This window comes from Tessaracoccus sp. MC1679 (assembly GCF_014164775.1).
Classification (GTDB): Bacteria; Actinomycetota; Actinomycetes; order Propionibacteriales; family Propionibacteriaceae; genus Arachnia.
The window spans coordinates 16,866-42,214 of record NZ_JACJGB010000008.1; the positions used below are offsets into that span (position 1 = coordinate 16,866).

The 25,349-nt window shown below is 70.3% G+C and carries 24 protein-coding genes; 16 read left to right on the forward strand and 8 right to left on the reverse strand.

Annotated elements, in window-relative coordinates; genetic code table 11:
• The first annotated feature begins 104 nt into the window (after positions 1-104).
• Entirely contained in the window at positions 105-692 is a 588-nt protein-coding gene (locus tag H5398_RS13570; RefSeq protein WP_182800372.1) for a hypothetical protein, read from the forward strand.
• 207 nt (positions 693-899) lie between these two features.
• Here H5398_RS13570 and H5398_RS13575 read toward each other — a convergent pair whose 3' ends face one another.
• Positions 900-1,370 (reverse strand): alpha-L-rhamnosidase C-terminal domain-containing protein, encoded by a 471-nt coding sequence (locus tag H5398_RS13575; protein WP_182800373.1) that lies wholly within the window; start codon positions 1,368-1,370, stop codon positions 900-902.
• Here H5398_RS13575 and H5398_RS13580 point away from each other — a divergent pair.
• The gene (locus tag H5398_RS13580; protein ID WP_182800374.1) at positions 1,348-2,022 is read left to right on the forward strand and encodes a family 1 glycosylhydrolase; all 675 of its coding nucleotides are present in this window, start codon (positions 1,348-1,350) and stop codon (positions 2,020-2,022) included. The genes H5398_RS13575 and H5398_RS13580 overlap by 23 nt on opposite strands.
• Here the strand turns inward: H5398_RS13580 and H5398_RS13585 are convergent.
• The 3 genes from H5398_RS13585 to H5398_RS13595 all read right to left on the reverse strand — a co-directional run bounded on the left by H5398_RS13585 (position 2,019) and on the right by H5398_RS13595 (position 5,051).
• Entirely contained in the window at positions 2,019-2,834 is an 816-nt protein-coding gene (locus tag H5398_RS13585) for a hypothetical protein (RefSeq protein WP_182800375.1), read from the reverse strand. The genes H5398_RS13580 and H5398_RS13585 overlap by 4 nt on opposite strands.
• Positions 2,831-4,474 (reverse strand): N-6 DNA methylase, encoded by a 1,644-nt coding sequence (locus H5398_RS13590; protein WP_182800376.1) that lies wholly within the window; start codon positions 4,472-4,474, stop codon positions 2,831-2,833. The genes H5398_RS13585 and H5398_RS13590 overlap by 4 nt, the downstream gene beginning before the upstream one ends.
• Before the next feature lie 115 nt (positions 4,475-4,589).
• Positions 4,590-5,051: a VOC family protein gene (locus H5398_RS13595; RefSeq protein ID WP_182800377.1), complete on the reverse strand. Its 462-nt coding sequence runs from the start codon at positions 5,049-5,051 to the stop codon at positions 4,590-4,592.
• 92 nt (positions 5,052-5,143) lie between these two features.
• On the opposite strand from H5398_RS13595, the gene H5398_RS13600 reads away from it, so the two are divergent.
• Positions 5,144-6,340 carry a cytochrome P450 gene (locus tag H5398_RS13600; RefSeq protein ID WP_182800378.1) on the forward strand — a complete coding sequence of 399 codons (1,197 nt, stop codon included), beginning with the start codon at positions 5,144-5,146 and terminating at the stop codon, positions 6,338-6,340.
• A 10-nt stretch (positions 6,341-6,350) separates the two neighbouring features.
• On the opposite strand, the gene H5398_RS13605 is transcribed toward H5398_RS13600, so the two are convergent.
• On the reverse strand, positions 6,351-6,821 hold the full coding sequence (locus H5398_RS13605) for a DoxX family membrane protein (RefSeq protein WP_182800379.1): 471 nt from the start codon (positions 6,819-6,821) through the stop codon (positions 6,351-6,353).
• Positions 6,822-6,854: 33 nt separating this feature from the next.
• Here H5398_RS13605 and H5398_RS13610 point away from each other — a divergent pair, with 33 nt between their 5' ends.
• The 5 genes from H5398_RS13610 to H5398_RS13625 all read left to right on the forward strand — a co-directional run bounded on the left by H5398_RS13610 (position 6,855) and on the right by H5398_RS13625 (position 9,564).
• Positions 6,855-7,331 (forward strand): glutathione peroxidase, encoded by a 477-nt coding sequence (locus H5398_RS13610; protein ID WP_182800380.1) that lies wholly within the window; start codon positions 6,855-6,857, stop codon positions 7,329-7,331.
• A complete protein-coding gene (locus H5398_RS16885; RefSeq protein ID WP_220489461.1) occupies positions 7,328-7,537 on the forward strand; it encodes a hypothetical protein in 210 nt (69 codons plus the stop codon). The genes H5398_RS13610 and H5398_RS16885 overlap by 4 nt, the downstream gene beginning before the upstream one ends.
• Before the next feature lie 38 nt (positions 7,538-7,575).
• Positions 7,576-8,202, forward strand: coding sequence for a DUF1295 domain-containing protein (locus H5398_RS13615; RefSeq protein WP_370586131.1), 627 nt, complete (start codon positions 7,576-7,578; stop codon positions 8,200-8,202).
• 52 nt (positions 8,203-8,254) lie between these two features.
• Entirely contained in the window at positions 8,255-9,052 is a 798-nt protein-coding gene (locus H5398_RS13620; RefSeq protein WP_182800381.1) for a hypothetical protein, read from the forward strand.
• An 80-nt stretch (positions 9,053-9,132) separates the two neighbouring features.
• Positions 9,133-9,564 carry a VOC family protein gene (locus H5398_RS13625; protein WP_370586132.1) on the forward strand — a complete coding sequence of 144 codons (432 nt, stop codon included), beginning with the start codon at positions 9,133-9,135 and terminating at the stop codon, positions 9,562-9,564.
• A gap of 452 nt (positions 9,565-10,016) precedes the next feature.
• Here H5398_RS13625 and H5398_RS13630 read toward each other — a convergent pair whose 3' ends face one another.
• A complete protein-coding gene (locus H5398_RS13630; RefSeq protein ID WP_182800382.1) occupies positions 10,017-11,363 on the reverse strand; it encodes a wax ester/triacylglycerol synthase domain-containing protein in 1,347 nt (448 codons plus the stop codon).
• Entirely contained in the window at positions 11,353-12,054 is a 702-nt protein-coding gene (locus H5398_RS13635) for a DUF4386 family protein (RefSeq protein WP_182800383.1), read from the reverse strand. The genes H5398_RS13630 and H5398_RS13635 overlap by 11 nt, the downstream gene beginning before the upstream one ends.
• 139 nt (positions 12,055-12,193) lie before the next feature.
• On the opposite strand from H5398_RS13635, the gene H5398_RS13640 reads away from it, so the two are divergent.
• The 6 genes from H5398_RS13640 (at position 12,194) to H5398_RS13665 (ending at position 21,237) form a co-directional block, all read left to right on the forward strand.
• Entirely contained in the window at positions 12,194-12,487 is a 294-nt protein-coding gene (locus H5398_RS13640; protein WP_182800384.1) for a DUF1905 domain-containing protein, read from the forward strand.
• A gap of 167 nt (positions 12,488-12,654) precedes the next feature.
• Positions 12,655-14,166 carry a hypothetical protein gene (locus tag H5398_RS13645; protein ID WP_182800385.1) on the forward strand — a complete coding sequence of 504 codons (1,512 nt, stop codon included), beginning with the start codon at positions 12,655-12,657 and terminating at the stop codon, positions 14,164-14,166.
• A gap of 123 nt (positions 14,167-14,289) precedes the next feature.
• A complete protein-coding gene (locus H5398_RS13650; RefSeq protein ID WP_182800386.1) occupies positions 14,290-14,997 on the forward strand; it encodes a DUF4336 domain-containing protein in 708 nt (235 codons plus the stop codon).
• A 19-nt stretch (positions 14,998-15,016) separates the two neighbouring features.
• On the forward strand, positions 15,017-17,848 hold the full coding sequence (locus H5398_RS13655; RefSeq protein WP_182800387.1) for a PEP/pyruvate-binding domain-containing protein: 2,832 nt from the start codon (positions 15,017-15,019) through the stop codon (positions 17,846-17,848).
• Positions 17,829-19,106, forward strand: a complete 1,278-nt coding sequence (locus tag H5398_RS13660; RefSeq protein ID WP_182800388.1) for a multidrug effflux MFS transporter — start codon at positions 17,829-17,831, stop codon at positions 19,104-19,106. The genes H5398_RS13655 and H5398_RS13660 overlap by 20 nt, the downstream gene beginning before the upstream one ends.
• 619 nt (positions 19,107-19,725) lie before the next feature.
• On the forward strand, positions 19,726-21,237 hold the full coding sequence (locus H5398_RS13665) for a carboxylesterase/lipase family protein (RefSeq protein ID WP_182800389.1): 1,512 nt from the start codon (positions 19,726-19,728) through the stop codon (positions 21,235-21,237).
• Between the two features lie 67 nt (positions 21,238-21,304).
• On the opposite strand, the gene H5398_RS13670 is transcribed toward H5398_RS13665, so the two are convergent.
• Positions 21,305-22,135 (reverse strand): hypothetical protein, encoded by an 831-nt coding sequence (locus H5398_RS13670; RefSeq protein WP_182800390.1) that lies wholly within the window; start codon positions 22,133-22,135, stop codon positions 21,305-21,307.
• 238 nt (positions 22,136-22,373) lie between these two features.
• On the opposite strand from H5398_RS13670, the gene H5398_RS13675 reads away from it, so the two are divergent.
• Positions 22,374-23,597: an amidohydrolase family protein gene (locus H5398_RS13675; RefSeq protein WP_182800391.1), complete on the forward strand. Its 1,224-nt coding sequence runs from the start codon at positions 22,374-22,376 to the stop codon at positions 23,595-23,597.
• A gap of 99 nt (positions 23,598-23,696) precedes the next feature.
• The gene (locus tag H5398_RS13680; RefSeq protein ID WP_182800392.1) at positions 23,697-25,298 is read left to right on the forward strand and encodes a serine hydrolase; all 1,602 of its coding nucleotides are present in this window, start codon (positions 23,697-23,699) and stop codon (positions 25,296-25,298) included.
• The last annotated feature ends 51 nt before the right edge of the window (positions 25,299-25,349 follow it).

Below are 25,349 nucleotides of genomic sequence, written 5' to 3' on the forward strand. Positions count from 1 at the left end.
GCCCGCCGTCATCTGTGCCCCGGCGCACCGTTCGACATACACCGGTGGACGCACGAGCGCAACGCCCTACGCTGGATGGACGTCACCGAACCGGAGGTCTGGACATGTCAATCCGCCCACAGTCCCGCCTGCTCGCCCTCACCGCCGCCCTGGCCCTCGGCGTCACCGCCTGCGGAGGGGCCGACGATGCGCCCGCCGCCAGCGACATCGCGTCGGAGGTAGGCGCCGCGGCCTCGTCAGCGGCCGCCGATCCGGGCAGCGTGTCGGTCGATGAGCTGGAGGAGAACGCCTCTGAGATGGCGGAGGACTTCTCCGACATGGCCGACAACCTCGAGGGGCAACAGACCGGCGGCTCTGCCTCCCTCACCATCGGCGATGAGACCTGGGACTTCGACGGCGTCCTGTGCGCGTTCGGCCCGGACGAAATCGGCCAGGAGGGAGCCGAGTTCGTGCTGTCCGCGATCGCCGACGGCGTCCAGTTCTACCTGTCCATCGACGAGTTCGGGCACTCCGCCAGCATCCACGACGTCGAGAACTTCGAGGATCCGACCGTCAGCTGGGACTCCGACACGAACGCGGACGAGTTCATCAACCTCAGCGGCAAGGAGGCCAGCGGAGAGGTGGGGTTCGTTGACTATGAGACCGACCTCATGGAAGCGGTGCCGGGAAGCTTTGAGGCGACCTGCCCGTGAGCCGTCTTCCGCCGGCTGCGGAGCCGCCCCGCTGGCTGAGGAGCCGCGCAGCGGCCTGCCCCGTTGGCTGAGGAGCCGCGCAGCGGCCTCGAAGCCTCAGAAACCTGAGCCGCCGGGCTGCGCGGTGGCGAGACAGGGTGCTCGCGGAGTGTGGCCTCAGCGTCGGTCTACCATCCCTGAATCCACACTCTGCGGAGGGGTGGCAGGTCAGAGGGCCGACAACCGCTCGTCGAGCCGCGCCCGGACGTGCGGAGGCACCCCGAAGAGCACGTCAGTGAGGCGGCAGCCGTCGGTCCAGGCAGTCCTAGCGAAGAAGCCGTCGGCGTAGCCGGCCGAGAACCCGGCCAGCTCCTCGCGGATCGCCGCGACCGCCGCCGGCCGGTCCACCAGATCCGCCAACGTCGAGCGCACCGACAGCGACCCCGCCGCCTCGCGGAACCGCGGGTACTGCGACTCGAAACGGTGCGCACCCGAGCCCACCTCGAAGGGGTCGAGCCCAGGAAGCCGTACCTCCGCGGTCGCGTTCGCGGGCACCACGACGTCGACCACGACGCTCAACGAGCCCAACCTCCAGCACATCCTGGCCGACCTGCTGCCGGCCGAAATCTGGAAGCTGAGCGCCGCGACCCTCGACGCCGCGTCGGCCGCTGCCGGGGTGTCGCGGTACCGGGCGGGCAACGTCGCAAAGCTGGAGGAGATCGACGGCTTGGAGGACGGGTTCGAGGCGGCGCATGTCGCGGCGCGCGCCGCGATCAAGGCGGTGCGGCCCGATGTCCCGGTCGGCCTGTCGATCGCGGTGGCGGACGACGTGGCCCTGCCGGGCGGCGAGGCGCACCGCGACCGTGTGCGGGCCGCCTGCTACGGTCGCTGGATCGAGCTGGCGAAGAGCGACGACTTCGTCGGGGTGCAGAACTACGAGCAGGCGCTCTACGACGCCTCGGGGCGGGTGGCTCATGGGCCTGAGGTGGAGCTGAACGGGATGGGATCGCCGATCTCCCCCGGGTCGCTCGAGGGCGCGGTCCGCTACGTGGCCGCCGCGACGGGGGTCCCGGTGCTGGTCACCGAGCACGGCCTCTCCACCGAGGACGACGACCAGCGGTGCGCGTTCATCCCGGAGGCCCTGACCGGTCTCGACCGTGCGATCGCCGACGGCGTCCCCGTCCTCGGGTACTGCCACTGGACGTTCCTGGACAACTTCGAGTGGGTCTCGGCCTACGGCCCGAAGTTCGGGCTCCACGCGGTGGACCGCGACACCCTGGAGCGCACCCCAAAGGAGTCGTCGCGGGTGTTCGCGGCCGAGATCGCGTCCCGCTCCGCCGTCTCCGTCTAAGGGCCTCGCAGAGTGGTGATCCGTGGATGGCAGACCGTCCGCGAACCCCCACCCACCGCCACCGCGCCCACCATCACCCTCGGCGCCCCCATCACGCCCATCGTCACCGACGGAATGATCAGGCCGACAGCATCGTAGGCATCCGCCTCACGGCCGAGCTTCCCGAGGAGGTCGATCAGCCAGCGGGCGGTGTCCGGCTCCTGGTCGAGCGCACTGGACCCGAGGCTGTAGAAGAATCCGAGGGCGGCCTGCGGGTGACGAGAGCGCAGGTTCTTCGCGTCCCCGTAGCTCTCTTCAACCCGGTTCGCGGCGTTCTTCCCGAACGACGAGTCCATCCGCTTGGTGGAGATCATCAGTTCCGGACCCGTTGCCCACGAACTCATCACCACGTCGACCTGTTTGACGTAGTTCTTGCCCAGAATGTTGGCCGACGTCGATCCACCAGCGCCGCGCACATTGATCCGCTCCTGCGCGTCTGCCCGCTGTTTCGCCGGAAGCGCAGCTACGAAGCTGACCACCTCGTCGGGGAGCACCCTGGGCGCGACGGCGCGGGGCCACACTCTGTTGGGGTCGAAACCGGCCCGACGAAGCTCGTAGGCCACCCATACATCGAGGGCCAACGCCGGTACGCCCGACTGACTCGCTGCGATGAGGTGCGCCGGCACCGCCAGCAGCTTCGCCAGCGTGGCGTAGTCCGGCTCAAACCGAACGCCGCCCGCCACGTCCACGTGCCAAGGGTTGACGTCACGAAGCGCAGCGGTGGCGACGATTCGGTCGAACAGGGCCCACGCCCTCATGCGCAGTGAACTCACAGGTTTCCCTTCGTGGAGCGACTTGTGGCCCGGGTGTGCCTGCGGCGCGACAGGATGTCTCGGGCCTCCCGAATCGCGGGCAGAGCGGCGCGCTCCCCTCGTGCCACTCCCAGGAGGATGTGGTCTACGATCTGCTGCGCCTCCGTCAGCCTCCCCTGCGAGAGGATTCCGCGGAGGGTCGGCAAGGCATCCCTGAGCTGATCGGAGTGCTGCCGGACCAGGGCCGGGGCGGGAACGAGCAACGCCGCAGCCTCCCGTGGCTCCATCTTCAGCACGCCGCCGCCGTAGGCGCGGCCAGCCGTCTCTGCCGACAGAGCAGTCACGCTGTTGAGGGCGGCTACCGCCGCCACATCGGACAGACCCTTGAGCTCCTGGCCGAGATACAGGCCGTGCACCGAGTTGACGTAGCGCAGTTGCCCAGGGTTGGCCGCCAGCTGCGGCGTCCCCTGGTTCATGTAGGTGAAGAACAGGTCCGGCGGAGCAGGGAGGGGCGTCCGCCACCACGGCGAGCGGACACGGCACTTGTAGGCCTGGTCCACCCCGGCGGCCTCTCCCGCCGCGATGTATGCCCGCCCGGCGGAGGACGGAACATCCGGTCTGAACATCAGCGTCTTCGCGCCTTTCCTGCCCAGATCAGCGTGCTCGGAGAGCCCGAAGGCCAAGGATCGAAGATGGCTCGACCCCGGGGGCGATACGCGGATCGTGTCCTCCGCTGTAAGCCCGAGCTCGCGAGCCGTTGACGGACTCAGCAGGAAGTACTTGTTGTTGCCAGTGACGGCGCCCAGGCTCAGCCTCCCCCAGGCGGCCAACGGAGCGAATGTCCCCGCGCTAGTCAGTCGGTGCAGCGCCTGCGTCGCCTCGTCCGAGACCAACGCGGTTGTCCAGCGATGCCCCGGCAGCACTTCGAGGATGGTGTCGAAGACCACACCGTGCAGATCCTCGGCCTCATCGACAATCGCGAAGCGCACCTGGTTCGTCCCGCCGCTTCCCTCTGCAAGGAGAAGGAGCGCCTCGGTCTGGACTCCGGGGAAGACCTGCCGATCGATCAGCGCAACACTGACTCGGCCGAAGCGTTGCAAGAGGAAGTCCCGGACCTCCTGCCCGTAGTTGGCGGAGAGAAGCTCGGCTGGGAGCACAAGAGCCAGGCGGCCGCCCGGGGAGAGGTAGCCCGCCGTATGGACGACGAAGGGGGCCCAGGAACTCGCCAACCTGCTCAGGCGGACCCCTTGAGCCAGTGCTGCTGCGAGTCCGGCTGCACGAGCCTGGCCCGTGAAACCCTGGTATCTCACGTAGGGCGGATTGCCCACGACGGCGTCGAAGCCGGGGGTGGCCGTGGTCGCAAGGAAGTCGCCGACGTTGACCTGTCCGGGGTGACCACGCGCGTTCAGTAGCTCTCGCGCGTCCTCGGCCGACTCAGAATGCAGCTCGTGGGCCACCACCGGCGTGGCGCCACCGAGCGTCTGCAGACGGTGCACAGCCGCCTCGAGAATCGCGCCGTCGCCGCAGCTGGGCTCGAGGACACGGTCCGTCGGCTGCCGGATGGCCCAGCGGCACAGGAATTCCGACACTTCGGGTGGCGTGAAGAACGCGCCGCGCGCCTTGCGCGCCGCCGCGGTGTCCCTGATGGGTTCAGTGGTCACTCGGTCCTCCTGCCGCCAACCCTACAGACCACACTCTGTCGGACGACTCTGACATTTCCTGATCCATGGTCGAAGCGGCACCCCGCGGCAGCCGGCGCGTCGCGCCGCTGTCGGCTCAGCCAGCGGGGTCAGGGACGTTTCCCGGGGCTCGCTCCAACTGGTGGGCCTCCATCAACTCGACCCCCAGCGGCCCCGGGTTGTAGGCGACCTCCCAGCGGACCCCGTCCGGATCGGCGAAGTACCCGCTGTATCCACCCCAGTCCCGCTGCTGTCCGAAGGAGACCGCCGAGGCTCCGGCCGAGTCCGCGTCGGCGAGCACCCGGTCCACCTCCTCGCGGCTCGGCACGTTGTGCGCCAGCGTGAACGGCACGAGCCCGTCGCCGCGGCTGATGGGCCCCACTTCGGCCTCGAACTGGTCCTCGTCCCACAGCGACAGCACGAGCGTCGGCGACAGTCGCACCATCACGATGCCGTCGGCTTCGAAGGCGGGAGCCCACCCCAGTCCGTCGATGTAGAAGCGTCGGGCGGCCGCGACGTCGGTCACGGCGAGGGTGATGAAGTTCACACGGGCATCCATGCCCCGACGCTAGACCAGAATCGGTCGCTCCCTGGGTGGGTAGACCAACCCAAATAGCGACCGATTCTTCGGCAGCCCCCTAGCCTGGAGACATGAGCGCCGAGGCCGCCTGCCGCCGCATCTCCGTCAAGCCTGGGGAGGCCGACTCCCCGCGGGTCGAGCACGCCGACGGAGTGTGGCGGATCCGCTCCACCGAGGCCGTCCGGCAGATCCTCCGGGAGCGCGACGCCACCGCCCAGGCCGGGTTCAACTCCGAGGCCATCCCGGACGGCACCATGGCCAACGAACCCATCCTGTTCATGGACGGGGCACCCCATCGACTCCAGCGCAGCAAGATCGCCCGCTACTTCGCACCAAAGACTGTGGCGGACAGATACCGCGAGCTGATGGAGTCGCGGGCCGACGCCCTCGTCGCGGAGATGGTCACCAAGGGTGGAGCAAGGCTCGACGACGTGTCGCTGCGGTACTCGACGGAGGTCGCGGCCAAGGTGATCGGCCTCACCAACTCCAACCTCACCCGCATGGCGCATCGCCTGGAGCGTCTGTTCGACCAGCCGTCCTTCGACCCGGCCTCGGCTGAGCCGGAGGGTCGCGTCGCGAGCACCGTGCGCCAGCTCCGCGGGAGCATCCCGATGTTGTGGTTCTACCTCTGGGACGTGCGCCCCGCCATCCGCGAACGCCGCAAGTCGCCGCAGGAGGACGTGATCAGCCACCTCCTCACGGAGGGCTACGCCGTCCCCGCCATCCTCATCGAGTGCGTCACCTACGGCGCCGCCGGCATGGCCACCACCCGCGAGTTCATCTCCATGGCCGCCCTCCACCTGCTGCGCGACGACGCCCTCCGCGCGCGCTACGTCGTCGCGGGCGAGGCCGAGCGGTACGCCATTCTCCATGAGATCCTGCGGCTCGAGCCCATCGTCGGGCATCTGTATAGGCGCGCGCAGCACGAGTTCACCTTCACCGACGGGGACCATACCCACACGGTGGCCGCGGGCGACCTGCTGGACCTGTTCGTCCGTCAGGCCAACGCCGATCCCGCGACCGTCGGCGAGGCGCCGCTCGGCCTGTGCCCGGCCCGGCCGCTCCCCCGCGGCATCGGCCCGGAGGTGATGAGCTTCGGCGACGGCGCCCACAAATGCCCCGGCAACGCGCTGGCCATCCAGGAGTCCGACATCCTGCTCACCCGGTTGTTCGCGCACCCGGTGCGGTTGGTTCGGGAGCCGCACCTCGGCTGGGACGACATCATCTCCGGCTACGCGCTGCGCGACGTGGCGGTCGCCGTCGGCTGACCCGTCCGCCTCAGGGCTGCTCGGGCAACGACCGCGGGCTGCGGCTCCGCCACGCCCTCCAGGCGCCGGTGGACCACAGGGCCCAGGCCACCAGCAGCGGCTGGAAGAAGAGGCGCACCAGGCGGGCGTTGTCGCTGGTGAGGCCGAACGCGTCGGTGCCCGTCACGTACTGCGAGATGTTGCCCGGGAAGATCGCGACGAAGAACGCCGCCGTCGTCCATCCCACCGCGGGCCGTAGGCGGCGCGGCGCCAGGATGAGCGCGGCCCCGAGGCCCACCTCGACCACACCGGAGGCGACCACCACGAAGTCCGGGTCCAGCGGGAGCCACGGCGGCACCTGGGCCTGAAACTCCTCCCGCAGCGTGGTGAGGTGACCGATCCCCGCACCGACCAGAGCACCCCCGAGCAGGAGCCGCCCCGCGGTCCTGAGCAGGCCGGAACTGTGGTCGGTGGAGGGAGCGGCTGCGCGCTTGGCTGACATTTCTCGAGTATCCCGCACAACTAGAGTTGGCCCGTGACTAGCCTCTACGAATTCTCCGCGTCCACCCTCTCGGGCCGGGAGCAGTCTCTGTCCGAGTACCGGGGCAACCTCGTCCTTGTGGTCAACACAGCCTCCAAGTGCGGTTTCACCCCTCAGTTCGCCGGCCTGGAGACGCTCCACTCGACCCACTCGGGGGATGGCCTCGCTGTACTCGGCTTCCCCTGCGACCAGTTCGCCGATCAGGAGTTCGACGACGCCGCCCAGATCGCCGAGTTCTGCTCACTCAACTACGGAGTGACCTTCCCGATGTTCGGCAAGGTCGACGTCAACGGTGACGACGCGCACCCCCTGTTCGCGTGGCTGCGGGCGGAGGCCCCCGGCCCGCTCGGCGATGCCATCGAGTGGAACTTCACGAAGTTCCTGGTCGACCGAGAGGGTCGCGTCGTGCGCCGCTACGCCCCCAAGGTCGAGCCGTCGGCGATCGAGGCCGACATCGTGGCTCTCCTGTGACCAGCTCCGCGGCTGACCGCACGGCACTGATCGCGCTGCCGCTTGTCGTGCTGATCGGGGCGGTCGTGGCGCTGGCGGGCAGCCAGGGCGGTGCCACCGTCGCTGGATTCCCTGTCTTCGCCATGGCGGTGGCGGCCGCGTTCGTGATCCAGTGGGTGGTGTTCGTTCCTTCGTTCGCGGCGCAGACCGAGGCTTCTTCGACCTGACCGGCAGCCTGACCTACATCTCGATCACCGTGGCGATCGTGCTCCTCACCCCTAGCGTCGACGCCCGGGCCGTGCTGCTGGCTTCCCTGGTGCTCGTCTGGGCCGCGCGGCTCGGCACCTTCCTGGTCCGGCGCGTCCACAGGGCCGGCAAGGACGACCGCTTCGACGAACTCAAGCCGTCGGTGGTCCGGTTCCTCAACGTGTGGACGCTCCAGGGCCTGTGGGTGACGCTCACCGCAGCCGCCGCCTGGGTGTCCATCACCTCGGCCGCCCGGGTCGGGCTGGACCTATTCGCCCTGGTCGGGTTCGTGGTCTGGGCCGTGGGCTTCGGGATCGAGATCGTGGCGGATCTGCAGAAGAGCCGCTTCAACGCCGACCCGGCCCACAAGGGCAGATTCATCTCCACCGGCCTGTGGGGACGGTCGCGGCACCCGAACTACTTCGGCGAAATCGTGCTCTGGACCGGGGTCGCGATCATCGCTCTGCCCACGCTCGACGGCTGGCAGTGGGTCGCGCTCATCTCCCCCCTCTTCGTGGCACTTCTGCTCACCAAGGTGAGCGGCGTCCCGCTGCTGGAAAAGAAGGCCGACAGCAAATGGGGCGGACAGCCCGATTACGAGGCGTACAAGGCGAGCACCCCCGTCCTCTTTCCCAAGCTGCGGTGAGCGCGACGACCCCATGAACGGCGGCTACTACGGGCTGCCGTACTGTGCGACCGTGATCACTCAGCGCCAGCCCCTCCCCCTCCTCGCCTGGTCCGTGGTGATCTCAATCCTCGTCACCGTCGCCAGCGTCTCCGGGCTGCTCCTTCCGTGGGTGTATGCCCAGGAGACGGCCAACTGGGCGCTGCAGGCCCGGGGTCAGGACGTCGGCAACCTGCTGGCGGTGGTGGCCCTGATCGCCTCGGCGGTCCGGTTCCGCGCGGGTTCGCTCCGCGCCGGGTTGGTCTGGCTCGGGACGCTGCTGTACCTGATCTACGCCTACATCGTCTACGCCATGGCGGTGCACCTCAACGCGTTGTTCCTCGTCTACGTGGCGGTCCTCGGCCTCAGCACCTACGCCGTCGCGTTCACGGCACCCGCCCTCATCGCCCGCGACACGAGCTTCCCCGACGGTGGACGACGCACGCTCGGGGCCTGGACCATGATCGGCACCGGCACCCTCTTCGCCCTGCTGTGGCTCAGCGAGCTGGTCCCGGCTCTGCTCACGGGCGAGGTGCCGGCGAGCCTTGCCGAGGCGGGCCTGTGGGTGAACCCCATCCACGTGATCGACCTCGCCGTGGTGCTGCCCGGATTCATCCTCGCGGGCGTGGCGGCGCTGCAGGGCCGCCGTCACGGCCTGTTCTGGCTCGCGCCATGGCTCGCGTTCTCCGTGCTGATGGGTGCCAGCATTGTCGCGGCGATGCTGCTGATCACCGCGGCCGGATACCCCGGCACCCTGCCGCCCACGGTGATGGTGTCCATCGTGGTGGCCGCCAGCGCGGTCGCGCTCTGGCGCTACCTGCGCGCCATGTGACCTCCAAGTTGCACGACGGAGCCAATGTCGCGCCTGGCCTGCACGGATGATCGCCATGCCTATCGAAGGCGCCGGTGCGCGTGCCAGACTCGGGCGAGCAGGCCGTCGGACGGGCGGCCGAACAGGAGGACAACATGCCGCACGGAGACATCACCCACATCGACATCCCGGTGACGGACCTCGACCAGGCTCAGCGCTTCTACAGCGATCTGTTCGGCTGGCAGATCGCGGAGCTGCCCGGCTTCGAGGGCTACCCCATGTGGCAGGCCCCCAACAAGATCAGCGGCGGAGGACTGGCGCCACGCAGTGAGGGATTCACGCAGCCGCGGTCCTACGTCGAGGTGGACTCGATCGACGAGGCCCTCGCCAAGGCAGAGGAGAACGGCGGCCGCGTGCTGATGGCCAAGGCGCCGATCAGCGAGACCAGCTGGTGGGCAATCTTCGAGGACCCCTTCGGTAACCACGTCGGCCTGTACGAGGGGATGACCGACACCCAGGCCCCGGAAGCCTAGGGGTCCTCTCTTCCGGTCCACCAGCTCGGGGATTGGTCAAGACTGCTTGTCAACTCAGTTGCGACCCTTCGAGACGGGGCCCGCCGCTCCGCGGCCGACCCTCCTCAGGGAGCGATAGGACGTGCCACGCCGCTCCGCCCGAGCGGACCCAACCCCAACGCCGCCCTGCCGGCCCTCACCCGGACAAGACCACGCCACAGAAGGATCGAGTGCGGGGAGACGGGAGACGATGCCTGGGCGGCCTCCACAACCCAGCCACCAAATGACCAATGCCCAACAACAAACCCTGGACAACGGCCCGCCCGGGAATCGACTCACGGCTCACCGCACCCGCCCACACATCATTCGTGAAGGTGGTAGTCACAACCCTTCGAGACAGGCCACGCCGCTCCGCGGGCGGCCCTCCTCAGGGAGCGATGGGACGGGCCACGCCGCTCCGCGGGCGGCCCTCCTCAGGGCGCGATGGGACGGGCCTCATCGCGGCCCTCCTCAGGGAGCGATGGGACGGGCGGTGCTACTGGCGTCGCGATGCGGGCGAGCTCGTCCCCGAGCGCGCGGCCAGCCACCGGCGCTCGGAGGGCCCGGGCGTCGACATGAACGGCCACCCCGAGCCGGCCGGTGTACGACATGGCCGCCACCCCGAACCTGACGTTGCCCTGGATGACGGCCACGGGCCACATCCGCTCCAGCGGCGCACCCGCCACCGTCAGCGATTGGTCGGGTCCGCGGACGTTGGTGACGAACAGTGCGATGAACCGCTGTCGCCGGGCCAGCCAGGCGAACAGCCGCGATCCCCACCTGGTGCGCGTCAGCTCGAACGTGCCCTGGGCGCGGGCCTCCGCCTTCGCGGCCCGGGTGAGGGCCGCGATCCGGGTCAGCCGCGGCACCGAATCCGGCCCACCCGTGGCTAGCGGCACCAGCATCACCCCCACCGCGTTGCCAGACGCGCCACGTCCCGGCAGCGCCACCGGGACGCTCGCGGGCAGCACCGGCGGCACCGGATGGCCGTCGGCCCGGAGCGCCGCCTCGGCCGCGACGGTCACCGCCGCGAGCAGCGCGTCGTTGACGGTGGCGCCCACACGCTTGGCCGCGCGGGCGAGTGGTTCGAGCTCGATGTCGGCGAAGGCCACGCCGCGCCGAGGCCCGATCGGTCCCAGCAGCACGGTGGGCGGGACTGTGGCCCTGAAGATCGATGACACCCGCGTCACCCCCGTGGCGACCGTCTTCCAGCGCGGCCGACGCTGCGGGGGCTCGGTGGCGGGCGCGGGGGCTGCGGCAGGCACCCCGGGGCCGGTGCCCGGCGACGCACCGTCGCCGAACAGGTGCTGCAGCAGCCGCACCCCCGCGACACCGTCGGCCACGCAGTGGTGCGCGCGCAGGATCATCCCCGGGCCGCCGGCCCCTGCGCCCGGGACGATGAGCAGCTCCCACAGGGGGCGGTCGAGGGGAAGCGGGCTCGTCATCAGGGTTGCGGCCAGGCCGGCCAGGCCGTCGAGCCCGTCGACCGGCGCAGCCAGCCTGACATGCCACGTGAGGTCCGGCCGGCAGTCCTCCCACACCAGGGAGCGCCCGTCGTCCTGGACGCGCTGGGCGAACCGGACCAGCCCCGGCGACGGGCTGCCACCGAGCCTGGCCGCGAGGTCGGCGCGGAGGAGGTCGACGTCAGCCTCGCCGCCGGCGGACACGAAGCCGCCGACGCCGAGCACTCCGACCACCAGGGGCACGTTGACCTGGTCCGGCGAGTCCATCACCACATTCGAGGCGTCCGAGGCGCTCAACCGCTCCCGCTCACCTGGCATGGGCCGCCGTCCCGAGCCGGATGAGCTTCCATCCCACCCAGCCGAACCAGATCGGCAGCAGAAGCCCGTAGATGAGGTAGGCGGGGCCGATCATCGGGCGGAACGCCTCGCTGAACAGACCGATCACCCCCGTCACGATGCCGACCACCGCCAATGCCCGGCCGAACATGCCCCGCCACATCACCAGCGACAGCACCAGGATTCCCGCCGCAGTCAGGATCCCGGCCCAGGAGACGGCGTTGGTGGCCGCGATCAGCGCGTCCGCCGCGCTCACAAGAGAGTCGCGGTCGGCGTCGCTTGCGGCCGACGCATAGGAGTCGCTCAGGACCACGAGCCCGCCGTGCAGGGACTGGGGGCTGCTGCCCAACGCCAACGCGATGGTCTCCGACGCGATCCCGAAGAGTCCCCCGATGGCCGCCAGCCCCTTGTTGACCGCCGCGAGCGCCACAGCCATGGCCCCGAACACCACCAGCGCCGGGACCGCGAGACCGACGAAACTCACCAGCTCCACCAGGTAGACGGCCTTGTGGGCGGAGATGTACTCCAGCAGGGCGCGCCCCTCGGTGGGTGGAACGGGCGCGACGAAGACCAGGGTCACCGGCACCAGGACCAGGACCACGAACACCACAGCAGAGCTTCCACCGATCCTGTACAGGGGTTGCCAGGACAGGTCGGGGCGGGCAGATGCCATACGACGATCCTGCTCCCGCCCTCAGGGGCCGTCAAGGGCGCCGCCGACAACTTCACACGGAGGGCACCTCGCAGCGTCGACGTCGCCTCCCTGGCGTGACACACTCAGCGTCACCACGTCACTGGCGAAGGGGTGCTGCATGGAGGACTTCACGTTCACCGCAGAGCTGTGGCGCTGGTCTGGCGACGCGGCCTGGCGGTTCGTCACCGTCCCGTCTGATCTGGCCGACGAGATCCGGATCGTGTCGGGTCCACCGCGGGGGTTCGGGTCGGTGCGGGTGGAGGTCACCGTCGGCGCAACCACCTGGCGCACCTCGGTGTTCCCGGACTCCACTGCCGGCAGCTACATCCTGCCGATGAAGAAGGCCATCCGCGTCGCCGAGGGTCTCGTGGACGGCGACGAGGTTGCGGTAACGCTGCGGCTGGTGGACTGACGGGCGCGGCACGTCCCACCAGGGCTTCACGACGCGGTGCAGCCGCAGAGCACGGGGTACCTCGGCCCGACAACGGGGTATTCCCCTATAGGAATCCCTCCCGGTCAGGCTAGGTTCGCCTTGCCAGGCACATACCAGGCTTGCGTCCTACCCCTGAGGAGCACCACATGGAAAGCGCCGAACACGCCTGGATCGGGGACCAGCTCTCCCTCCACTTCCCCGCGACAGTCACGCCCGCCAAGGACCTTCCGTTGGCGTTGCCCCTCCCCGGACTGCCGGGCGGAGCACGCCTCACCTACGGGCAGACGATCGCTCTGGCCGGGGACTTTTTCGGCGTGGTCGGGGCGCCGATCAGCACCGCCACCGACCGGCGGGCCGCGTTCACTGCGGCCTTCGCCAGCCTGGGTGCCAACTGGGCCCAAACCCTGCAGATCCTCTCGATCATGGCCGAGGAGATCCGGGCCATCGATGCTGCGCTCGCCGCGAAGAAGGACCCCTCGACCGCCTACGCGGTGCTCGGCGACTCTCTGTCGATGCGCTGGAACGTGGTGACGGGGGGCGAGAACGTCGGTGATCTTCCGGTGGTGATGGGCCGGTACCTCCAGCTCGCCGCCGAGAACTGGGACCACTTCACCGAATATGCCGTCGCCGCCTACTCGGCGGGGCACGAGCTCGCGATGGAACACGCCGCGGCCGTACCCGGCGAGTCACCGGCCCAGGCCGAGACGCGGATGCAGGAGGCATATGCCCTCAACGCGTTCGCGGACCACTTCCTCACCGACCTGTTCTCGGCCGGCCATCTGCGCGCCCCGCGCAAGGAGCTGTCGGAGCAGGTCGCCACCCCGATCCCCGGGATGAGCGGCACGATGGGGAGCCTTCTTGTCCGCTGCATGCATGACGAGGACTCCCACAACGGGCTGAAAGTGAGCAACGCCGCCGGGAACTCCTGGGTGGCGTACGGGGACAAGCGCCTGCTCGACGCCGTCTCGGGGGACAACCGCGCCATGGTGGTCCGCGCCACCCAGGCATCCGCAGACGACGTGTGGAGCGCCCACCTTGGCGGCCAGCACCAGTACACGGCGCTGTCCTTCATCCCGGACCTCGCGCGGGTGGCCGACGTCTCGACGAAGGAGAACTTCTCACCCCTCTTCCACCGCGACGCCGCAAGCGGGGTGGTGCAGCGCCGCAACGACGTGAGCAACCGCAGCGACTTCTCGTGGACCTCCGACTGGTGGGGATGGAGCACGTGGGCGGCGATCATGGCCGGCCAGTCCAGCGCCTTCGCCCCAGTCAAGTGCTACAGCCTTTCCAGCGGGGCGTTCCTCGGCTGGCTCGGGGTCGGCACCAACAACTACGTCGTCCTGGTGGGCGAGGAGAACCAGGCCCACGGGTTGGACTGGTACGCCTACGGCAATGACCTCTACCTCCGCAAGAACACCAGCCCGGCGTACCGCTACATCGGCGAGGGCGTCTACAGCTACGCCGACTGGGGCCTGTGGGGAGGCAACTACAAGAGTCCCGTCATCTACAACCCGGACTCGACGCTCACCTTGAAGGGCGCTCCCGGGCGATCGCTCTATCTGTACAAGGACAACCAGCTCTGCTGGTCCAATGGCGAGACCGACCTCAACTTCGTGCGGGTGGAGCTGCCCTTCGAGGACCAGTACGCGACGTTCTGACCCCTCACAGTCATCGCGGCGGTCCTCTGGGGCCGGGAGCGAGAGGGCGTACCCCTGCAGATCAGTGACTCCCGGCTCCGCCGGGCGCCCCTGCGTCAGGTCTCCTCGCCGTAGGCTGTAGCCATGGCTGGGCTCCGGGCGTTGGGCGAGGATCTGTACGTTGTCGAGGGACCGGTCGTGCGCGACATGGGGATCGTCTTCACCACCCGGATGACGGTGGTCCGCCTGGGCGACGGGTCGGTGTGGATCGCCTCACCGGTCCCTGCACCATTCGCCACGATCGCAGAGATCGCCGCATTGGGCCCGGTCCGCCATCTCGTGTCGCCCACCCCCCGGCACTACTGGCGACTCCACGCCTGGCATGCACTCTTCCCGGAAGCAGAGCTGTGGTCGAGCCCGATCACGGCGGTCACTCTCAGGAAGGGTGACCTCCTCAAGGCCGAGATCCTCGGTCAGCATGCACCGGAGGCCTGGGCCGGCGACCTCGACCAGGCCATCGTCCGTGGCAGCGCACCGGTGAGCGAGGTGTTCTTCTTCCACGCCGCGTCCCGCACCCTCCTCGTGGAGGACCTCATCCAGGTGCACGAGCGCAGCCCAGGACACCCCCTCCGCAACGCCCTCATCGCGCTGGGTGGAGTGGCGGCCCCGCGCGGCGGCGTCGCCCGCGACATCAGGCTGACGTTCCGGGATCGCGCCGCGGCACGCCAGTCGATCCGCAGGATCCTGGAGTGGGACTTCGATCAGGTCGTCGTGGCGCACGGGCCGGTGATCACCCAAGCCGGCAGACGAATGGTCGAGGAGGCATTCTCCTGGCTCGGCCCCGGTGACTGAGTCCGCGCTGGTCACGAGAATGATGGTGTTCACACACGACAAGGCCGGGCGCGTGGGCGCGAGCGACGGCGCGGCAGATCCACGGGAATCGACGGCGGCTGGAGGCCGGTCGGCGCTGACGCTGAGCTTTGACTCACCTGCTGCCACGTTGGAGTCCTGCGGCGGGAAGGGCATCAACCTTGTGCGGCTGACCCGCGCAGGGTTCAGGGTGCCGCCGGGTTTCGTGGTGTCCGCGGATGCGTATCGCCTCTTCGTCGCCGCAAACGACCTGACGACTCGGCTCGGGGACATCGTCGCGGGGGTGGATCCGGGCGACGCGGCCGCGCTGGAGGCAGCCTCGGGCCTGATCCGGCGGGCCTTCGCCGACGGCGCGATCCCCGCCGAGGTGGTGGAGGCGGTGCGCGCGGCCTGGGAGCAGACGTTTGAGCCGGACTCCGCCCTGGCGGTGCGTTCGTCGGCGACGGCCGAAGACCTGCCGGACCTGTCGTTCGCGGGGCAGCAGGACACCTTCCTCAACGTGGTCGGCCTCGACGCCGTGATGGAGGCCTTGGTGAGCTGCTGGTCGAGCCTGTGGACGGCGCGCGCCATCGGCTACCGGGCCCGCAACGGCATCCCCCACGACGGTGTGGCGCTCGCGGCGGTGGTTCAGCTATTGGTTCCGGCGCGGGCCAGCGGCGTCCTGTTCACCGCCAACCCGCTCACCGGCGCACGCACCGAAACCGTGATCGACGCGACGTGGGGGCTGGGCGAGGCGCTGGTGTCGGGTCAGGTCGAGCCCGACCACTTCGTCGTCCACTCCGAATCCGGGCGGATCAGCCGATCGGTGGGCGCGAAGGCGGTTGTCACGTCCGCGCTCCCGGGAGGCGGGGTGACAATCTCCGCCCGAGTGCCCGACCCCGAGTTGTCGCTCACCGATGCCCAGGTGTGGGAGTTGGTGGCTCTGGGGCGATCGGTGGCCGACGAGTACGGGACCCCGCAGGACCTGGAGTGGGCCATCGCCGACGCGACAATCTACCTGCTGCAGGCGCGCGCCATCACGTCGTTGTACCCGGTCCCCACCGGGGGAAGCGAGGCGCTGTGGTTCTCCTTCGGCGCCATCCAGGGGATGCTGCAGCCGATCACGCCCCTGGGGCGTGACGCGATCTCGATGATGCTGTCGGGGGTCACCGAGCTGGTGGGGCCCCGGGTCGACCTGGCGAGGGCCGGCTACCTGACGCCCGCGGGTGAGCGCCTCTGGATCCGGATCGACGGGATTGTCCACCACCGGCTGGGCGGCCGGATCCTGCCCAGGGTGTTGCCCATGCTGGAGCCGAGCTTCGGCGAGATCCTGGCCGGGTTGGCCCGTGAAGCGGGGTGGGCCCCCAGGCCCGGCCGCCCGAGCTGGGCAACCGTGCGGGGGCTGGCGAGGCTCGCGGCCCAGGTGGTGCCGCAGATCCCGGGTGCGCTCCTCGCTCCGGCTCGTCGACGCCGCGGCATGGATGCCAGGATGACCGCACTGCTGGCCGATGCCCAGCGGCGGGAGGCCGAGGCCGGCGCAGACGACGACCCATGGGTGCGCCTGGCCGCGCGGGCGCGGGCGATGAGGGCGACCTTGGAGGGGTTGTTCCCGGTTGTGGTGCGCGCCTTCATCCCCGTCATCGGCCCGGGCATGGCCATGATGGTCCGCGTGAAGGCGACGGCCCACGAAGCCGGCGATGAGGCACAGGTGTTGGCGATGGAGGTCCTCCGCGGGCTGCCCGGCAATGTGACCACCGAGATGGACCTGGCCCTGTGGCGCACGGCCGCCGACATCCAGGCGGAGCCGGCCTCGTTGCGCGCGTTCGAGGAACTGGAGGCCGCCGAGCTGGCCGACCGGTTTGCGGCGGGTCAGCTCCCCACCCAGGCCCAGGGGGCGGTGGCGGCCTTTCTCGCGGAATACGGGATGCGTGGCGTCGGGGAGATCGACCTCGGGGTGCCACGCTGGCGGGAGAACCCGATCGACGTGATGCGCAGCCTGCAGAGCTACACGCAGATCCGCGACCCCGAGCAGGCGCCCGACGCGGTGTTTGCGCGCGGCGCGGCGCGCGCCGCGCGGGCCAAGGACGAGTTGTCTGCTCTGCTGATCTCCTCCGGCGGTGGGAGGGCCCGCGGGAGGGCGGCCCGCGCCCGATTCATGATCGGCAGGATGCGCACTCTCCTGGGCGCCCGGGAGACGCCGAAGTTCACGATGATCCGGGCGCTCGGGCTGGTGCGGGAGGGGCTGCTGGCCAGCGGCGGGGACCTGATGCGCGCCGGTGTGCTGGACCGTGCCGAGGATGTCTTCTTCCTGCACGTCGACGAGCTCGAACGGCTGCGGGCAGAGCCGGCCGAGGTGTGGAGGTCTGTCGTGGCCGCGCGCCGGGACCTCGCGGACCGCGAGCGCCGACGGCGGCAGGTCCCGCGTGTGATCGCCGGCGACGGCCGCGCCTTCTACGAGGGGGTGGGCAGCGTCGACGGGGCGATGAGCGGGAGCCCCGTGTCGCCAGGGATCGCGGAGGGCCTGGTCAGGGTGGTGTTCGACCCCCAGACCACCCACCTGCTCCCCGGAGAGATCCTTGTCTGCCCCGGCACGGACCCGGCCTGGACGCCGCTGTTTCTCTCGGCCGGCGGCCTCATCACCGAAGTGGGCGGCATGATGACCCACGGCTCGGTGGTTGCACGCGAGTACGGCATCCCCGCCGTCGTCGGCGTCCACCAGGCCACTACCAGGCTCCACACCGGGCAGCGCATCAGGCTGGACGGGATGACCGGGACGATCGAGATCCTCGACCAGGCCCTGGACCCCGCCCTCCAGGCCAGTGAGGTGGTCGACGGTGGCGCCGGGGCGCGATGACACGGATGCGGGACTCGAGGCGCGGGCCGGCGGGTCGCTGTTCGCCGACGCCGGCCTGACGGGCGTCACGGTCGGGGTGCTCGCGCTGCTGTCGGCCATCAACGCCCTGTCAACAAGCGCCTACCTGCCCGCGCTGCCCACGGTGGCCGCGGATCTGGGTGCGTCGACCTCCTCCACGCAACTCACCCTGACCGCCTACCTGCTGGGCATCGCGGTGGGCCAGCTGACCTGGGGGCCGCTGTCGGATGCGGTGGGACGCCGCCGGCCGCTCCTGGTGGGACTGGTGTGCTACATCGCGGCCAGCCTGCTCTGCGCGGCCGCCCCGTCGATCGGGCTGCTCCTCGTGTTCCGGGCGGTGCAGGGGTGGGCCGCGTGCTCCGGTCAGGTGCTGTCGCGGGCGGTGGTCGCCGACCATGCCAGCGGGACCCGCCTGGCTCAGCTGATCACGGTGTTGATGCTGATGGGGGTGATCGCGCCCGTGGCGGCGCCGTTGATCGGGTCCGGTCTGCTTGTGGTGGGCTCGTGGCGGACGGTCTTCATGTTCCTGGCATTCATGGGCGTGCCGATGGTGGTGGGCGTGATCCTGACCGTGGACGAGTCGCTGCCCGAGGCTCGACGCCGCCGCGGGGGGCTCGGCGAGCTCGGGCGCACGGTGGGCGGCCTGATCACGAATCGACGTTTCGTCGGGTACGCGGTGGCGTTGTCGTCGGGGTTCTCGACGATGTTCGTGTTCATGGCGGCCGCCCCGTTCCTGTTCCAGAACCGGCTTGGCCTCTCCGCGCAGCAGTACGCCTGGGTCAACGCCGGCATCGCCACCGGGCTGGGCGTGTCGATGGCGCTGGTCCACCGGCACCTCGGGCGTCAGGCGCGCGACGGCGTATCGAACCCCGCCGGCACGGCCCGCTTCGGAATCGTGGCGTTGCTCGTCGGGACCTGCAGCACGCTGGCGGCCTCCCTCCTGGACGCTCCCCTTGCGGTGTGGATCGTGGTGCTGCTGCTGACCGTGGGCAGCCTGGCTCCCATCATGGGGAGCACCATGTCGCTCGCTCTGGGCGAGTCGTCGCACGCGATCGGGACCGGGACGGCGGTCGTCGGCGTGCTTCAGGCCATGCTCGGCGCTCTGGCCGCGCCCTTGGTCGGGTTGGGCGGACCGGAGGCCACGCTCCCCATGGCGCTGACCATGGTGGGGGCGGCGTGCGTCTCCGGCGCGGCGTTCCTCACGGCACGCCACGCCCAGGCGAATGACTGGGCCCCCTGACGATGGGCGCCCGCGAAGTCGGCTGGCCCGTCCCCATCGCCCCCTGAGGAGGGCCGCCCGCGGAGTCGGCTGGCCCGTCCCCATCGCCCCCTGAGGAGGGCCGTCCGCGGAGCGGCGTGGCCCGTCTCGAAGGGTTGTGACTACCACCTTCACGCAGATCTCACTGTCGGGTGCGGTGAGCCGCGAGTCGATGCCCGAGCGGCCGATGTCCATAGACTGAAGGTTGCTGCCGGTGTGGTCGGTGGTCGGGTTGTTGAGGCCGCCCGGGCATCGCCTCCCGCCTCCCCGCACTTGACTGCCTGTGGCGTTGTCTTGTCGGGGTGCGTGCCGGCAGGGCGGCGTCGGGGTCGGGTCTGCTTGAGCGGATGCCAGCGAGGTGATCGTCGGGTTGGGCACCGCTACGCAGTGCCGCCCTGCCGTCCCCCACCCTTGCTGCCAGGCGCGTGTTCGGCTTGAACAGCAATCCCTTCCTGAGATCCTGCCCTGCACTCGCGAGCAGGTCGTAGGCCCTGGTGCACTCACGGAGACGACCACCGGCTGTTGGTGTTGGCCAGCCGCCGCAACCTCGTGCCGTTACTGTCGGCGTGAGCGCCGTCGCCACAGATCAGGAGGCCATCTCATGACCGATCCCGCCGAGCACACCCTCGTCCAGACCGCCGAGGGGACCGTTCGAGGGGTGTGGCGCGGTGCGAGCGCCGCGTTCCTCGGGATCCCGTTCGCGGAGGCGCCCGTCGGGGATCTGCGGTTCCTGGCCCCGGTGCCGCGCTCACCATGGACCGGGGTCCGCGACGCGATCAACTACGGCGCCACCGCTCAACGGCGACCGTTCGGGGAGGTCACCGCGATCCCCGAGCCGAGCATCCCGGGCGACGACATCCTGACCGTCAACGTCTTCACGCCCGCCCCGGGCGACACCGACGCCTCCCTGCCCGTGCTGTTCTGGATCCACGGGGGCGGGTACAAGGCGGGCTCGCCGGCCAGCCCCTGGTACGACGGCCTCGCCTTCAACCGCGACGGCGTGGTGACCGTGAGCGTGGGCTACCGGCTGGGCTTCGACGGGTTCGGCGCCATCGACGGGGCGCCAGCCAACCGGGGCCTGCTGGACCAGATCGAGGGGCTGCGTTGGGTGAAGCGGAATATCGCGGCGTTCGGCGGCGACCCTGGTCGGGTGACCATCGCAGGACAATCAGCGGGCGGCGGCTCCGTGCTGGCCCTGCTTGCATCCCCGCTCGCCACCGGGCTGTTCCATGCCGCGATCAGCCAATCCGGCTCGTTGTCACCCGTCCCCCCGGAGCTGGCGCAGTGCCGCTCAGCACGGCTGGCCGAGCTGGCGGGCGTCCCCGCCACGCTTGACGGGTTCCGCGGCCTCACCGAGGACCAGGTGCTGGACGCCGCCGCCCAGATGGAGGCCCCGCCCACAGGTCCGCCCATCTCGCCGCAGGACCTGGTCGACGGCCTGGTGGCGGGACCCGGGATCCTGGGGCTGCAGTTCCTCCCGCAGGCCGACCCCGCCTCCCTCCCTGCCGACTGGGTGGCCGCCGTCGCCGCCGACCCGCGCCCGCTCCTCCTCGGCGCGGTGGCGCACGAGTTCACCCTGATCGGGACGGAGCTCGCCCCCGCGCTCGGGGACGCCGATCCGGTGGAGCTGATCCGCGCCAGCCCGCTCGGGGAGCTGACCGACCAGCTCGTCGCGGCCCACCCGGAGCTGAGCGGGCCGCTGCTGGTCGGTCAACTCCTCTCGGTCTCAACCTTCCGTCGCTGGGTGCCGGAGGTGGCCACGGCCCGCAGCCGGGGAGCCCAGAGGCCCACCTGGGCGTACGACTTCCGATGGCCCAACCCGACCCACGGCCTTGCCACCCACTGTTGCGACCTACCGTTCGCCTGGGACAACCTGGCGGATCCGTCTGTGGTGTCGTCGTGCGGCCCCGGCGCCCCGCAGGACCTGGCCGATGCCATGCACGGCGCCTGGGTGCGGTTCGCCACCACGCACGAGGCACCGTGGTCGCCGTGGCGTCCCGGGAGTCCCCGCACGATGGTCTTCGACGCCGCCCCATCCGAGCGGGACGGGTACGGCTTCGAGACGCGCGCGGCTGGGTCCCCGTCTGCAGGGGTACCGGCAGTACGCGGCTAACGACGGCTCAACGCGCCGCGACGGCCCCCGCGTGAGCGAGGGCCGCCACCGGTGTTGAGGTCCGCTGTCACCGGACGGGCTTGCCGCCTCCCCCGCCGCCACCGGCGATCACGTCGATGTCGATGTAGGTGAGGTTGTTGAGCGGGTCGACGACGGCGTCGCCGCCGGCCTCGCCTTCCTCCGCGACCTCGATCGCGGTGCGGATGATGGTGCTTCCGTCGAACCACGTCTCCTGACCGAGATCAGTGGGCAGGTAGAAGGTCACCCGATAGGTGCCAACCGCAGTCGGCTTCCAGCCGCCCCGCGACAGACCGTAGATCACCTTGCCGCCCACGTTGAGCTCGCCGGAGAAGGTCAACGACACAGGGGTGTCGGCACTCTCCCACGACGTTCCGGCCCAGGAGTAGGTGAGAGCGGGGTCGATCTTCTGGATCACGAGCCTGGCGGTCGGCGAGTTCACCGTCGCCTCGGTGCTGGCGTAGGAGTTGATGGTGCTCTCGTCACCGGTGGTCACACCATCGTCAAGGACGAGATCGCTCGCGCACACGCCCTGCACCTCGTCGGGGCTGCTCGGGTTGGCGAGCATCACCATGCCGTAGCCCGTGAGGGGCGTGGTCAGGTCCGTCTTGTACAGGGACAACTCGACCCGGATGGGGCGACCGACCTTCATGTCCACCGACTCCAGGCTGTCGCCCCAGTCGATCTCGTCGACGTACAGCGTCCCTTCAGCGAGTTCGCTCTCGGCCTGCCAGACGTTGCCCAGCGTCTTCTGCGCGAAGGGGAACATGCCCGCAGGGCAGGATTCGATGGCGGCCGCCGTCCATGGAACAGTGAGATCGGCCTCCAGTTCCGTGCCCGGAAGGGTCAGCCCGGGGGCGTCGAGATCGCCCCAGATCACCAGCGTAGTCCCACTGGCCTGCTCAAGGTGGATAAAAGCCCAAGGATTCTATGCCAGTTTTCGAAGCACCAGGGGTCGACGGCGTTTGACTCGCCGCGGCTGGCGAGGTGCGCCTCGTCGTCGCGTCGGTCTGCTCTGAGAGCGATTCAGGCCAATCACTGGTCCCCGTCGCGTGTCGAGCCCGGTCTCTGAGCATCCGCGCCGACACTCGTGAACACATCGAGGGCCAGGAGGCGGGATGACCATCACGGTGGTACGGGCAGGACACATCTTCGACGGGGACCGCTTCCACACCGGAGGCGACGTCGTCATCAACGGTGAGCGCATCGTCGCCGTCTCTGACGGGACCGCCTACGGGCAGGAGGTCGAGCTGGTCGACCACGGCCCGAACTCCACACTGCTTCCCGGCCTCATCGACGCCCACCAGCACGTGACCTGGGACTGCAGCGCTGATCCGGTCGCGTGGTTGACGACGGCCACCGACGACGAACTGCTGGTGCGGGCCCGTGCGAACGCGCGCCAGGCACTGGCCACCGGAACCACGACGGTGCGCGACCTCGGCGACCGCGGCTACGTGTCGCTGCGCTTGAGGGGAGAAACCGCAGCCGACCCGACCGCCGGCCCGAGGCTGCTCGCCTCCGGGCCGCCGCTGACCAGCGCGGGAGGCCACTGCTGGTTCCTCGGGGGTGCCGTCCGCGGCGTGGACGCGATTCGGGCGGAGGTTGCAGAGCGGGCGGAACGCGGATGTGACGTCATCAAGGTGATGGCCACCGGCGGCAACGTGACGCCGGGCTCGCTGCCTCACGAGGCGCAGTTCACTCTTGCGGAGCTGCGGGCCCTGGTGGAGACCGCCCACAACTTCGGGCTCCCCGTCGCCGCACACGGGCACGGGGTGGAGGGGATCGAGTCGGCGCTCATCGCAGGGGTGGACACCGTCGAGCACGCCTCGTTCATGACGGCGGACTCCGTCGCCGATCGTCCGGACCTGGTCCGCCGGATGGTCGAGGCGGGGGTGTTCGCCGTCGGCACAGCGGGTTCGCTCCCAGGGGGGCAGCTGCCGCCCCGATTGGCGGCGGTGCTGCCGTTGGTCCTGGCTCATGCGCGCCGCATGCACGAGGCTGGGGTGCAGATCGCCGTGGCCACGGACGCGGGCATCGCGCCGTCCAAGCCGTTCAACGTCCAGCCGTACGCGGTTACGGAGGTGGCCCAACTCCTGGGTCTCATCCCGGCGCTCCGCGGGGCCACCTCCATCGCGGCCGACGCGATCGGCCTCGGGGACTCGATCGGCCGGCTCCGCCCCGGTCACACGGCCGACCTCCTCGTCGTCGACGGAGACCTGGAGGCCGGCGCCGACGCCCTGCACCACGTGAAGGCGGTGTACCGCTCGGGCGAGGTGGTCGGCTCCGGCGCGCTGGGCGCCGACGGAGTGCGGGAGGCGGCCGCCAGGGTGGCTCAGGCCTAGGTTTCTGACCCGTCCCGTCCGTGAGGCCACGACCACCAGGCCAGACCCCCGCCGGGTTGGGGTATTGACCCCGGGCTCACGGGTGGCGACGCTGGAGGTATGAAGGGAGTGCTCCCCGTCGACGACGACGCGGGCCCCGCGGACAGCGTCAACCCGCCGCCGCCCACCACGACCAGGCGCCGGCCGGGTCTGCTGGCCGGCGCGCTGATCGTGTGGCTGGGCATCGCCGCATTGGTACTGGGCATGGTGCGGGTGGCCGTGGCGCAGGAGCCATTGACGCCCGCCCCCGCGTCGGCGGACCACTGGGCGAGCCCAAGCGAGATAGGAGACTTCGTCGAGCGCAGGGCCGACGAGCTGCGGCTGGCCGGGCTGGCCGTCGTCGTCGTCCGCGATGGGGACCTGTACCAGGAGAGCTACCTCGGCACCGCCGGGGACGGCCGGCCGGTCACCGGCGAGACCCGGTTCGTGCTGGGCTCCACCAGCAAGCAGTTCACGGCGCTCGCCGTCCAGCGGCTGATCGCCGACGGGCACCTCAACCTCGACACCCGACTCGGCGACGTGTTCCCCGCATGGCCCGACACGGAGGGAACGCTCGGCGCCGCAACCATCGCGGACCTGCTCGGGCACACGTCCGGCCTCTCCACCGCCGCCGGGCTGGGGCAGTGGGGGTGGTGGCCCGGGAGGCCGACGTCGATCGCGGCGAACGCGGAGGCCCTGGCCGGAACCCGCCCGGACCAGCCGCCGGGCACCTACACCTACTCCAACAGCAACTACGACCTGCTCGGGGCCGTCGTCGAGCAGGTGACGGGCGAACCGTTCGAGCGCGCCATGGCGAGGCTCGTCTACGAACCACTTGGCCTGGAGCACACGAGCGCCACCGCGACACCGGGCGCCGTCGACGGGCTGGCCGCCGGGCACCATCCGTGGTTCGAGCTGCTCACCGCGCCGACGCCCTGCCCATGCACACCCGGAGCGGTGCCATCGGCGTTCCAGGTGTCCACGGCCGGCGATCTGACCCTGCTGGTGGGGGCCCACCTCGGCACGGTGACCTCCACCCTTCCCGACGGCGTGCTGGCCGCCGCCCGCGAGCCGCTCGCCACCGTCAGCGCCTACTCGCAGTACGGGTCGGGGTGGGTGGTCCGCCCTCTGTGGGAGCTGAGGGGCAACGTCGGGGATCCGCTCGACGCCAGCCTCGACGGCGAGTCCCTCCCCATCTGCGTCGATCATCTCGGCAGCACCTACCGCTCCCAGTCCTACCTGCTGGCGTGCCCCACGCTCGGGTTCGGCATTGTCGCGGTGACCAACACGGGGGCGGGCCTGGACACCACGCGCTGGGCGCGGTTCCAGTCCGAACTCCTGCACCTCACGCTGGGGACGCCGGCTCCCCCGCCGTCGTTCAACCCCGTCGAGGCCAACGCGGCCCTGCTGGTCCTGGGCGCACTGCTGGCGCAGAGCCTGTCGGTGGTTCCGCTGCTCGGGCGACGGCGCAGTGTGGCGCGCTCGCTGGTCGCCGTCGTGGGGGCGGCGGCGGCAATGGCGCTGTGGTGGGGGTACGCGCCGGCGCGGCTGGGATGCCGGGTGCCGATCGCCTCGCTGTGGGCCGGCGCGCCGGAGCTTGGACTGGCAACGCTGGTAAGCACCGCCCTGGCAGCGGTGGTGGTCGCGGTGGTCATCGCCCGCCGCCGCGAGAGGCGGTCCTAGAACCTCAGCGCACGCTCGCGGCACAGCCCACACCTTGCACCTCTAGGCATT